At 39.4% G+C, this 11,922-nt stretch carries 10 protein-coding genes; 9 read left to right on the forward strand and 1 reads right to left on the reverse strand.

All coding sequences use genetic code 11. The features are described from left to right. The first annotated feature begins 107 nt into the window (after positions 1-107). The 9 genes from AB1A65_RS13700 to AB1A65_RS13740 all read left to right on the forward strand — a co-directional run bounded on the left by AB1A65_RS13700 (position 108) and on the right by AB1A65_RS13740 (position 10,306). A complete protein-coding gene (locus AB1A65_RS13700) occupies positions 108-596 on the forward strand; it encodes a DoxX family membrane protein (RefSeq protein WP_366590161.1) in 489 nt (162 codons plus the stop codon). Positions 597-634: 38 nt separating this feature from the next. Then, positions 635-2,215, forward strand: coding sequence for a Gfo/Idh/MocA family oxidoreductase (locus AB1A65_RS13705; RefSeq protein ID WP_366590164.1), 1,581 nt, complete (start codon positions 635-637; stop codon positions 2,213-2,215). Positions 2,216-2,222: 7 nt separating this feature from the next. After that, on the forward strand, positions 2,223-3,443 hold the full coding sequence (locus tag AB1A65_RS13710) for an Nramp family divalent metal transporter (RefSeq protein WP_366590166.1): 1,221 nt from the start codon (positions 2,223-2,225) through the stop codon (positions 3,441-3,443). Continuing rightward, entirely contained in the window at positions 3,443-4,576 is a 1,134-nt protein-coding gene (locus tag AB1A65_RS13715; protein ID WP_366590168.1) for a M20 family metallopeptidase, read from the forward strand. Before AB1A65_RS13710 ends, AB1A65_RS13715 begins: the two co-directional genes overlap by 1 nt. Then, positions 4,548-5,600 carry a hypothetical protein gene (locus AB1A65_RS13720; protein WP_366590170.1) on the forward strand — a complete coding sequence of 351 codons (1,053 nt, stop codon included), beginning with the start codon at positions 4,548-4,550 and terminating at the stop codon, positions 5,598-5,600. The genes AB1A65_RS13715 and AB1A65_RS13720 overlap by 29 nt, the downstream gene beginning before the upstream one ends. An 8-nt stretch (positions 5,601-5,608) precedes the next feature. After that, positions 5,609-6,670, forward strand: a complete 1,062-nt coding sequence (locus AB1A65_RS13725; RefSeq protein ID WP_366590173.1) for a hypothetical protein — start codon at positions 5,609-5,611, stop codon at positions 6,668-6,670. Positions 6,671-6,825: 155 nt separating this feature from the next. Further along, positions 6,826-7,446 carry a hypothetical protein gene (locus AB1A65_RS13730; protein ID WP_366590175.1) on the forward strand — a complete coding sequence of 207 codons (621 nt, stop codon included), beginning with the start codon at positions 6,826-6,828 and terminating at the stop codon, positions 7,444-7,446. A gap of 47 nt (positions 7,447-7,493) precedes the next feature. Further along, positions 7,494-8,537: a LacI family DNA-binding transcriptional regulator gene (locus tag AB1A65_RS13735; protein WP_366590178.1), complete on the forward strand. Its 1,044-nt coding sequence runs from the start codon at positions 7,494-7,496 to the stop codon at positions 8,535-8,537. A 341-nt stretch (positions 8,538-8,878) separates the two neighbouring features. After that, positions 8,879-10,306: an L-serine ammonia-lyase gene (locus AB1A65_RS13740; RefSeq protein ID WP_366590180.1), complete on the forward strand. Its 1,428-nt coding sequence runs from the start codon at positions 8,879-8,881 to the stop codon at positions 10,304-10,306. Between the two features lie 452 nt (positions 10,307-10,758). Here the strand turns inward: AB1A65_RS13740 and mobB are convergent, their stop codons facing one another. Beyond that, the gene (mobB, locus tag AB1A65_RS13745) at positions 10,759-11,781 is read right to left on the reverse strand and encodes a MobB family relaxase (protein WP_366590182.1); all 1,023 of its coding nucleotides are present in this window, start codon (positions 11,779-11,781) and stop codon (positions 10,759-10,761) included. Between the last annotated feature and the right edge of the window lie 141 nt (positions 11,782-11,922).

Raw genomic sequence — 11,922 nt, forward strand, 5'->3', positions numbered from 1 at the left:
TATACATTTGAAAAATGTGCTCGAGCAATTTTCTTAAAGAATCGACAAAAGAATCCATCTGTCGGTAGTATAAAGAGGCGCTTGACTTAATTTTTTAATAGGTAATTATGAATGATTTCACCACCAAACAATTATTTACCATAGCCCTGTTGCGAATTTTAATTGGATGGCACTTGTTATATGAAGGGCTAGTTAAGTTTATTAGCCCTAACTGGAGTTCTTATGGCTTTTTAAATTCAAGTAAGTGGATATTTTCGAGTTTTTTTCGAACCATTGCTGCAAGTGAGCCCCTTTTAAAAGTAACCGACATAGTAAACATTTGGGGGTTGTTATTGATTGGCTTACTATTAATACTTGGCATATTTCAAAGAACAGTGGCGTTTATGGGCTCTTTACTTTTGTTTTTGTATTACATAGCAATGCCTCCTCTGGTGGGAATAGATTATTCCATACCTATGGAGGGCAGTTACATGATTGTAAATAAAACACTAATTGAGGCAGCTGCCCTCCTTGTCGTTGGAATGCTATCTACCAGCAATTCTTTGAATCTTCGACTCTCTCTTCAAAAAATAAGAACCAGATTGAAAAATACATAACCATTATAAATACCAAGTTGTAATTAAACAGTAGATCCATGAATAAAAAGAAGGCTCAAGAAAAGGATGTAAAGCCGCCTGTTTCAAGAAGAAATATCATCAAGGGCATAGGCGCAATTTCAGTTTTGGGGGCATTTGGGTATAACTTCTCCAAAAGTCTTTCCCCTAAAAAGGCAGAAAAAAAAGATGTATTGGCAGAGTTAGGATTTACTAACAATGTTTCGGAAGACATTGGCGAAAATAACAATGGCAATAGTAGTGAAACGGTTCGAATGGGTATCATAGGAACAGGCCCCAGGGGAATGGAAATATTGCTATCACTTGGTTACCGGCCTAAAAAAGAGCTCGATGAGTTGTCAAATAAGAATATGGGCGAAATTGAAGATTGGGTGCAAAATGATGATTTAAATGTAGAATTGGTTGGTATTTGCGATGTGTTCGACGACCATGCCCACCTAGCGCTCGATGCCTCACAAAATTCTAGACATTCATACAAGGGTGGAACCTCGTTGAACCAAGCGATCCGTTATAAGCACTACCGTGATTTACTCGACAACAAAGACATCGATGCTGTGATCATAGCTACTCCCGACCATCATCATGCACAAATGACCATTGATGCCATTCAAGCCGGTAAGCATGTTTACTGTGAAAAAGCATTGTGTAGGACTGAAGAAGAGGTGTTTCAAGTTGAGGAGGTGGTTAAAGGTAGCGATAGGGTTTTTCAATTGGGGCATCAGTATACACACAGTCCTGTTTTTAAACACGCGAAAGACTTGATTGACCAAAATATATTGGGACCTGTTACGTTGGTTGAAACCACAACTAATAGAAATACTGCCTCCGGAGCTTGGATAAGACACAAAAATGAAAATGGGACTTTAAAGCCAGGGGATGTCAATTCTATAGACTGGAATCAATGGTTGGGCACTAGTCCAAAAATACCTTTTAGCTTGGACCGGTATTACGGGTGGACCAAATGGTTCGATTATGGAAATGGTCCTTGGGGACAATTATTCTCACACGAATATGATGCCATAAACGGATTGTTGGGTTTGGGAACCCCTAGTTCTTGTGTAGCTTCCGGCGGTGTCTATTTCTGGAAAGACGGAAGAGAAACCCCTGATACCTTTAATGCACTTTTTGAATACCCTCACAAGGACTTAAGTTTAATGTACAGCTTGTCATTATCTAGTAGCCATACCAGAGGGCGTGTAATAATGGGGCGAGACGCCACTATGAATGTCGGTGGTTCTTTGGTTGTTACTGCGGACCCATCCTCTGACCGGTATAAAAAACATATTGAAAGTGGAAATTTTGACTTATTAAATCCAATATACGAACTAGGGCCGGACGAACCGGATATGGATGCGGTTTCCTCGGCTACGGCTAAATATTATGCGGATAGGGGTTTATCCAAAACTACATTCAATGGAAAAAACATAGACTTAACCTACTTACATCTTAAAGATTGGCTAAACGTAATAAGACATGGTGGAAACACAAAATGTAATATTGATTTAAGCGTAAAAGAGATGATAACCATTTTAATGGCAACCAAATCTTTTAAAGAGAAAAGAAGGGTAACCTGGGATTCCGTAAACCGAAAAATCATTTAAAAAAATAGTGAAACTGAAACTAATTCAAATTTTAAAATCAGTGGGGCCTGCCTTTATTATGGCCTCGGTGGTAATTGGACCGGGAAGTATCACGGTTGCTTCCAGTGTTGGCTCAGAATCAGGATATGAATTGTTATGGGTCATTGCTATTTCCACTTTATTGATGGTGGTATATACAAGTATGGGCGTTCGGTTTGGACTCACAAATGAAACTTCTTTTTTACAGACGGTAGCCAATAACTACAGTAAAAAATTTGCTGTTTTTATTGGGTTAGCTGTATTCTTTGCAGCCGCAAGTTGGCAATTTGGCAACAATCTTGGAATAGGTATAGCCATGCACGAAATTACAAATGTACAAGCATATGTCTGGCCTATGGTATTTACTCCCATGGGGATAGTCCTCATCTTTTATGCCAAAAACCTATATAAAATATTGGAAAAACTAATGATGATTATGGTATTGATCATGATTTTGTCGTTTTCAGTTAATATCATTCTGATAAAGCCTGACCTTTTTGAAGTTTCAAAAGGGTTTATTCCATCAAAATCTGACCTTACAGATTTAAATGTGATAACCGCATTGGTAGGGACAACCTTTGCTTTACCTGCTGCAATGTACCAAGCTTATTTGGTAAAGGATAAAGGTTGGGGAACCAATAATTTAAGAGAAGGGGTAATTAGTACTAACATGGGAGTAGTGACACTGTCCTTAATAACAATGATGATTGTTATCACCTCAGGAGCCACTTTGTATCCGAATATAAGGGTAAACAGTGCCGCCGGTATGGCTTTACAACTGGAATTGCTTTTTGGATCATATGCCAAGTATATTTTTAGTATTGGGTTATGCGCAGCAGCATTTTCCTCTTTGATGATCAATGCCGTTATCGGAGGAGGGTTACTCGCCGATAGTTTAGGCATGGGCCGTTCAATGAATACCAAAATGCCAAGACTATTCACCGCTATTATTTTGACTATAGGTATGATAATTTCGGTTTTTTTTAAAGGGAATGTCATTTACGCAATGATTATGGCCCAAGCTTCTTCCATTCTGGGTGTGCCCTTTATTGCCATTGGTTTAATACTGGTGTTGAACAATAAAAAAATAATGAAGAATGAGACGAATAACTGGAAAGAGAACCTGTTTGCAATAGTTGGATTCTTTTTGATTTGCATAATGGTTTATTTCATGTACCATAAGTTAATTCAGCATATTAGTACTTTATAATGAATGTAATTAAGTTAACAAAAAAGCTACTTCGTTTTAATACAATAAACCCTCCGGGGAATGAAGCGGGCATTGCCAAATATATCGGGAACATTCTTGCCGAAAATGGTTTTGAAATAGAATATCCAGAGCACTGTGCAAACCGTCTAAACGTCATTGCAAGTAGAGGGATTTCAGACTTGGTCCCTCCCATAATTTTAACAGGGCATCTTGATGTGGTACCATTAGGAGAAAAGGATTGGAGCTACAGTCCGTTTGAGGGGGATATCAATGGTGATAGATTATACGGAAGAGGCGCCACGGACATGAAAGGAGGGGTTGCAGCAATGATTATTGCAGCCATTGATGCTTTTTCTTGCAGTACACCTATAGGGGGCATCAAACTGATTTTTACAGCTGATGAGGAGTTGGGGTGCCATGGAGCCAAAAAGTTGTTTGCCTCGGGTTATGATATTGGACAGGCCAGTGCCATAGTTGTTGGTGAACCCACCTCTAACAAACCGTTAATTGCACATAAAGGCGGGCTGTACATGAAGGCGAAAACTACTGGGGTTACGGCACACTCTTCTATGCCTCATCTCGGGGTGAATGCCATATATAAGGCAGCAAAAGCCATAGTTAAAATTGAAAAAATTGAATTTGATGTAGAAAAAGACCCTATTCTAGGGGCACCCACCCTTAACATTGGCAAATTTGAAGGAGGGCTCAATTTAAATTCGGTTCCAGATTATGCAGAGTTTACAATTGACATCAGGTCCACTACCCAGTTTAAAAATGAAGATGCGATGAATGCAATACAAAATCAAATTGGCCCTGATGTTGAAATCGAAAAGATTGTCGATTTAAATGCCATATCCACTAATGAAAACAATCCATTTGTGAAAATGGTCTACAGTGTGTGTGGAATTGATCCATCCAAAGATGAAAGCCCCAAATCTGCCCCCTATTTGACCGATGCGGCAGTGCTTACACCATGGCTAAAGAACGCTCCCACAGTAATACTTGGACCAGGGGAGCCTTCGCAAGCGCATCAAACAGATGAATTTTGCTATGTCCATAAATTAAAAGAGGTGGTAGAGCTTTATAAAGAAATAATAATAAATAATGCAACATTACATATTGATGAACTATAAGGAGAATTTTGAATGTGAGGAAGCTTTGGAAGAAGCTATTTCTAGACCTTCTGAGGCCTTGATTGAAACCATGAAAAGCATTGAGGGAGACATAATGTTTCTTGGAGTCGCTGGAAAAATGGGGATATCAATGGCTAGAATGGCAAAAAGGGCCTGTTTGGAAGCTAAGCTGCCTAAACGAATTATTGGCGTATCACGTTTTAGCAATCCAGAATCCCAAAGATATTTAGGGGAAATAGGGATTGAGATCATAAAAGGCGATTTACTTGATAAAGATTTTATGAGTTCTTTGCCAGAAGTGCAAAACGTTATTTTTTTGGCTGGAATGAAATTTGGTACAGATGGAAATGAGGCACGTACTTGGGCCATTAACTCCTACCTGCCAGGGCTTGTGGCAGAGAAATTTAAAAACTCCAGAATCTTGGCCTTCTCAACCGGGTGTGTATACCCATTGGTTGATGTCAAAAGTGGAGGGTCAAAAGAATTGGATTTTGTGGGACCTGTCGGAGAGTATGCACAGTCATGCCTAGGTCGTGAGAGACTATTTGAGTTTGGCTCTACCAAACACGGAACCCCAGTTGCATTAATTAGACTGAATTACTCTGTTGAGATGCGGTACGGGGTTTTGGTAGATATTGCAACGAAGGTGTATAATGAAGAACCTATTAACATTTCAATGGGTTACGCCAATGTTATATGGCAAGGAGACGCCAATGATATGATATTACGTGCATTAAAGTTTTGTGGCTCTCCGGCAAGATATTTAAATATAAGTGGTCCTGAGACATTATCTGTACGGGAGGTGGCCATCAAATTTGGCGAGCTGATGAACAAGAACGTGGTAGTAAAAGACTCGGAAAATACGACCGCATATCTTGTCAATTGTTCACAAGCATATGAGCTGTTGGGTAAGCCAAAAACAGCACTCAATCAAATAATTGTATGGACAGCCAATTGGATACTGGCAGAAAAGAAAACCCACAATAAGCCAACACGCTTTGAAGTCAGGAGCGGTAATTACTAAGATATTTCATGAAAAAAGAACTTCCAAGAGAGATAAAAGAATTGCTGAAGAAAGGTGTGGTTATACCTGCACATCCAACTGCGCTAACAAAGGATTTAAAATTAGACCATCAGAGACAGCGAGCTTTAAGCAGATATTATTTGGATGCCGGCGTCGGTGGGGTTGCGGTAGGAGTGCATACAAGCCAGTTTGAAATTAGGGATATTGGCATATATGAGGAGGTTTTACGCTTGGCCTCAGAAGAAATTGATGTGTTCACTTCCAAAAACAATAAAACAATAATCAAAATTGCCGGTGTTTTGGGGCGTTCAGAGCAAGCCAAAAATGAAGCAAAGATGGCACTGAAGCACAACTACCATGCAGCACTGATAAGTTTGACTGCCTTAAAAGGTCAATCAAACCAAGAACTCATTGCGCATTGCAAATCTATTTCCGAAATAATTCCTCTAATTGGGTTTTATTTGCAGACCGCAGTGGGGGGGCAAGTGCTCGATACTGATTTTTGGAGGGAATTTTCTAAAATAGATAATGTAGTTGCAATAAAAATGGCCCCGTTCGATCGTTATAATACCCTCGATGTAATCCGGGGGGTCGCAGAATCTGGCAGGGCAGGGGATATTGCACTTTATACAGGAAACGATGATAATATTATTGCCGATTTGTTGACTACTTATGAAGTGCCGGTTGGCGATAACATCATTTCATTGGAAATTGTTGGTGGCTTGTTAGGGCATTGGGCAGTTTGGACCAAGAAGGCAGTTGAAACATTTGAAAGAATAAAGAATGTCAACACCAATGATATAGGTAAGTTATTGACTTTAGGCGCCAAGATTACAGATGCCAATGCTGCCATTTATGATACGCGAAACAATTTTGTGGGATCAATAGCTGGTGTTCATAAAATTCTTGTCCGTCAAGGTTTTTTAGACGACATAACAACCATAAACCCTAAAGAGTCTCTGAGTATAGGTCAAGAGGAAGAAATCAATAGAGTATATTCCATTTATCCTGAATTGAATGATGATAAATTTGTAAGTGACAATATTGATAAATGGATGGGTTTAAATTAAATCGAGCTTAAAAGTTGATTCATATTCAACCTTGTTATTGGTCAAGATGCTCTTGGAAAGGCAAAAGATAACTGTTTGTCATTTTGACAACAATTAAAATATAATGGAGAATGGTTACATCTTACATGGCTTAACAGTCGATTAAACAATTTATTATGAAATATATACTTTACATTTTGATAGCATTGCCCTATTTGGCCAATGCACAACTACAGCGACCCAGTCTATTCTTAAGGGAAGATTTCAAAAAAACACCAGCTCAGATTCCTGTTTCACAAGACCATATCGAGAATAAAAATCTTATTATAACTCTGTATGGCAAAGGTGCCGATTCCATAAAAAAAAGCCATCACGACAAACCCGATGACGACCCATTTTATGTATGGTCCGGTTTATGCAAAGACACTTGGGCTGTAACACTGAAACACAAAAGTAAAAATGTAGACCTCTCAAAGCAGGCAAAGATAAGATGGAGATCAAAACAATCGGGTTTTAGGCAGTTACACATTATTTTAAATTTAGCCGATGGAACTTGGTTGGTTAGCAAAGAATCAGATTCTTGGTCTAATGATTGGCGGGTCAAGGAATTTAACCTTACAGATATTCAATGGCTGTCGCTTGACATTGCAACAATTAGCGAAAAAAATCCGGTTGAGAATCCTGATTTAAGCAAAGTTGTTGAAATTGGTTGGACCGATTTGATGAAAGGTGGTGGGTCCGAAGCCTGTTCCAGACTAGATTGGATAGAAGTGGAAGGGTTTTCGGTAAACAAATGATTAGTAAAAATAACTTATTGAAAAAGGGGTTAAAGTAAATAAAAACAATGCAATATACCATTAAAGATATCGCGAGATTGGCGGGTGTGTCGAGAGGTACTGTTGATAGAATAATTCATAAAAGGGGACCGGTTTCACCAGCTACCTATGAAAAGGTTATGGGCGTGCTAAATGAAATTAACTATGTTCCAAACATTGTTGGCAGGGCTTTAAAAAAGAATAAAAACTATAGAATTGCTGTTTTTATCCCTGATCATACCATTGTTAAGTATTGGGAGGAAGTGGTTACGGGAATAAAGAAAGGAGCAGAGGAGTTCCAGTATTTTGGTATCAGTGTTGAAGAAACGTATTATTCCTCCTCTAATACCAAAGTTTTTGAGGAGCAAGCCAAAGCCATTCTTGACAGCTCTCCAGAAGCGGTGTTAATTGCTCCAATTTTGTTGGAAGAATCCATTTCGTTTATAAAAGAATGCTTAAAAAGGGAGATTCGTGTAGTTTACATCAACACACAATTGCCAAGCATAGATACGGCTTATTATGTAGGAACGCAACGTAAAGTCAGTGGCCGGGTAGCAGCTAATTTATTTGATTGTTTTATTGATGATGGTAACATATTAATTTTAAATCTCAAAGGTGAAATTGAAAATCCAATCCATATGGAGAGGAAAGAAATAGGTTTTAGGGAATATTTTGAGGAAAAAAGCCGTTCTATAAAATCCATAGAATCCATATCCATAGAAAAGGAAAGCACTAACCTAGATCAGATAGTTAATAATTTCGTTTTAAGCGATGACAGTAAAAAGGGAATTTTTGTCTCAGGGTCTCATGTCCATCGAGTAGCAAAAATTGTAAGAGAAAATAACTTGAACGTGTTTTTGGTTGGTTTTGATTTGATACCACAGAATATTGAATTTTTAGAACAAGGAACAATCCAATTTTTAATTCATGAAAAACGAAAAAATCAAGGGTATTTAGGAATCAAATATTTAGCAGAATTTTTCTTATATGGGAAAGAAGTAAAACCACATTCCTATTTACCCGTGGATGTAGTAAACCGTGAAAATTATAAACTTTACCTATCCATGCCTTAAATCAATTGCATTGATTTGTTTAGAAACACAAAAACTATTGAGACAATTAAAAATATTACAAAAAATTAAGGTTTTTAGTTTATTTCTTACTTAAAATCCGATAAGTAATTCAATTTGTGCTTATCAGGAGAAATAAAACGGCTTGACTACGTTAGATAATTATATTCTACTACTGATAATCATTATCATTTATCATCATAGATTCAAAGGGTTCATTTTAATTAGATATTCGAGAAATTGGCTCCAAACAATCCTGATTGGTTGATATTTTGAATGACTGTAATAAAATTGAAATCTCAGATGAATCCACAACTAATTTAAATCGAATTAACCAACAAGGGATGGAGTGTATAAGCATATTTGAAATGCTAAAAATTGGTGTAGGGCCTTCCAGTTCCCATACCTTGGGCCCCTGGAGAGCGGCTGAACGATGGCTGGGAGAACTAAAACAAGCCGGGAAATTTAAAAAAACCAGGTTTGTAAAGGTATATGTTTACGGCTCCCTAGCCCTTACAGGAAAAGGGCATGCCACGGATTATGCCATAATGCTTGGTCTTTCGGGAGCCGATCCTGAACATATCCCTGTTGAAGATATCCATCAGACCGTGGCAAGGATTAAAAACGAAAAAACCCTTTCCCTTGCCAAGGAATTGCCTCTCCCGTTCGACCCTGACATTCATATCATTTTCAAACGGGAGTTTCTCCCCTTTCATGCTAATGGGATGGAATTTGAGGCGCAATTTGCTGATGGCTCGGTATTGTCCGATACATTTTATTCCATTGGCGGAGGATTTGTAGTAAAGGAAGAACAGGTTTACACAAGCCACAACAAAAAGGTATTCAGAAGATTTCCATTTCCAGCGCAGAAAGGAACAGAATTACTGGCACATTGCAAAGAAGAAAGACAATCTATATCTGAAATAGTTTTAGAAAATGAACGCTCATTGCGAAGCGATGAAGAAATCGATGCTAAATTAAAACGCATTTGGGATACGATGCTAGGTTGCATGTACAAGGGATGCCATACAGAAGGTAATTTGCCAGGAGGGCTCAAAGTCAGGCGGAGGGCCTATGACCTCTATTTTGATCTTATGACAGTGCAAAAAACTTATAATACTCCAGAAGAATGGTTACAGAGTATCAGAAAAACCAAAGTGAAATTCCGCGAGATATTGAAATGGGTAAGTTGTTTTGCACTAGGTGTAAATGAAGTTAATGCCTCACTGGGACGAGTAGTTACGGCTCCAACAAATGGTAGCGCTGGGGTTATCCCCGCAGTACTGATGTACTATATGGTAATCGACAACCATAAGGCAAATTTTGAACATGTAAAAAAATTTTTGTTAGTTGCTGGGGAAATAGGAAGTATCTTCAAAAAAGGGGCTACGATTTCCGCTGCGATGGGTGGGTGTCAGGCAGAAATCGGGGTCTCGTCAGCTATGGCCGCGGGGGCACTAACCGAATTATTGGGGGGATCTCCCGAACAGGTTCTTATTGCTGCAGAAATTGCGATGGAGCACCATTTGGGATTGACCTGTGACCCTATTGCTGGACTGGTACAAATACCCTGTATTGAAAGGAATTCTATGGGGGCCATAAAAGCTATCAATGCTGCAGAGCTAGCTTTGCAAACCAAGCCAGAGAATATAAGGGTACCATTGGACAAAGTGGTTAGCACTATGTGGGAAACCGCCAAGGATATGAGTTCCAAGTATAAGGAAACTTCTGAGGGTGGGCTTGCAGTTGAAGTTTTCTTGAGCGACTGCTAATTGGATATGAACGAGGGTCAAATAAATATTTTTAGAGCCTTAAGCATTTTTCCACTTATCATTATTAAGTAAAGTTCAGATAACAATGGACAGAACCCTGTGTAATCACAACTTTGAACTAAGAAAACCATCGCTCAAAAACAACTTTGTGGATACACAACGGCTATATTTGCCTTTGTAGTTATATCGAACTCACGTTAATTTATAAAGATTGTCAGATTAAGTCTTAACTATTACATATTGTGAGAATTCAACAATTCCACCAAAACCAAATTAAAATTCTGATCATAGTGCTTTTATTTTATTAGAGCGAGCAAAACATGGTTTTGCGCTGCAAGCGTCCCAAATACTTACCTCCAACTTTTGCGCATGGATCCTATCGGGTTTTTGTAGTGTTCCGGTAGATAAGCGTAAAGCAAAAGCCCGATAGGCCGCAACCTACTTTTTGGGTTTCAGTAGCCCATATCCTCACCCGCTCCCCTAGCCTTATCAATACCCCTTCCAAGTGCTTTGATGATCTTGACCGCCATTTGCATTTTATTGGTCGGTATGCTGGGTGCTTTGACTCCCATTGTCTTAAGGAGTTTAAAGGCTATGTCCTTTTTCTTCGTGGGCAATCCCATTACCTTGGCAAAGAACTTCCCCGGTTCCTTGGCATGTGCCTTTCTCCCTACATAGGATTCGACATAGTTCCGTTTGAATCCCGTTGTCCTGTCAAAGGTCTTCTCCGCAGCTTGGTAAAAACTATCTCTATCAAACCCTCTTTTTATGGTCTTTCCGTTCAGTTCCACTTCGGATGCCTTGTGCTTGGCCATGGGGGACAGCGTATAGGTGTTAGTCACGTCTCTTCTGCTGACTATGATATGGATATGGGTCTGTGGCCCCTCCTTTTGCATTCCTGCGGCCACAAGCTGCCCGTTCTGTTTATGGGGTGCCACTCTTTCCTGCTCTTTGATCCTTTTTTCAAGCTCTTTGACATTGCCGATGGATTCGCCCCGTTCCACTTTGCGAATCTCATTTCTGAGCCTTGCTATCTCCCCTCGATAGGGAGCATTCTCCTGTACCTGTTTGTCAAAGCCCCGATAGGTGCGCTCATGTTCTATCTTGGCGTAATATTTCAGGTTCTCGGCCTTGACCTCTTGGTTGCGATGGAAACTCTTGGCATAGTCGTCCATGAGCTTCCTTGTGTATTCCCTTAACAGGTTTGGGTCATTGCCTATGGACTTCAGTTCCCTTTGGTTGGGGCTGACCACTATTGAATAGAATTTTGGGTCTTTCTGCCTTAGTTTGGCCGTATTGGCATCTATTTCATCGACGACCGTTTGTGGGCTAACGCTGTCATTTTCTTGATCAAAGAATTCTTCCCTAAGTTCGGGCGACCTATCCTTGTTTTCCTTTTCCAGATAGTCCACATAGTTCCCCACACTGGAGTTATAGGTACTGCCCATTTTCTGTGCCGATATGGTAAGGTACATGGCTGTTATCTTAATTGGTATTTTAAACTTTCAAAATCCCCGATGCCCATATTGATCTTGAGATATGGCTTTCCCATCATAGGCTCCACCTTCTCCACATTGTCGATGAATTCAGTACAACGCTTTTTATATTCTTTGAAT

This window comes from Allomuricauda sp. ANG21 (genome assembly GCF_040705235.1).
GTDB lineage: Bacteria > Bacteroidota > Bacteroidia > Flavobacteriales > Flavobacteriaceae > Flagellimonas > Flagellimonas marina.

Excerpts from the sequence above, each read along its gene's own strand:
- AB1A65_RS13700 (WP_366590161.1), top strand. The coding sequence starts at position 108 with ATGAATGATTTCACCACCAAACAATTATTTACCATAGCCCTGTTGCGA.
- AB1A65_RS13720 (WP_366590170.1), top strand. The coding sequence starts at position 4,548 with ATGCAACATTACATATTGATGAACTATAAGGAGAATTTTGAATGTGAG.
- AB1A65_RS13725 (WP_366590173.1), top strand. The coding sequence starts at position 5,609 with ATGAAAAAAGAACTTCCAAGAGAGATAAAAGAATTGCTGAAGAAAGGT.
- AB1A65_RS13705 (WP_366590164.1), top strand. The coding sequence starts at position 635 with ATGAATAAAAAGAAGGCTCAAGAAAAGGATGTAAAGCCGCCTGTTTCA.
- AB1A65_RS13735 (WP_366590178.1), top strand. The coding sequence starts at position 7,494 with ATGCAATATACCATTAAAGATATCGCGAGATTGGCGGGTGTGTCGAGA.
- AB1A65_RS13730 (WP_366590175.1), top strand. The coding sequence starts at position 6,826 with ATGAAATATATACTTTACATTTTGATAGCATTGCCCTATTTGGCCAAT.
- AB1A65_RS13740 (WP_366590180.1), top strand. The coding sequence starts at position 8,879 with ATGGAGTGTATAAGCATATTTGAAATGCTAAAAATTGGTGTAGGGCCT.
- AB1A65_RS13715 (WP_366590168.1), top strand. The coding sequence starts at position 3,443 with ATGAATGTAATTAAGTTAACAAAAAAGCTACTTCGTTTTAATACAATA.
- mobB (WP_366590182.1), bottom strand. The coding sequence starts at position 11,781 with ATGTACCTTACCATATCGGCACAGAAAATGGGCAGTACCTATAACTCC.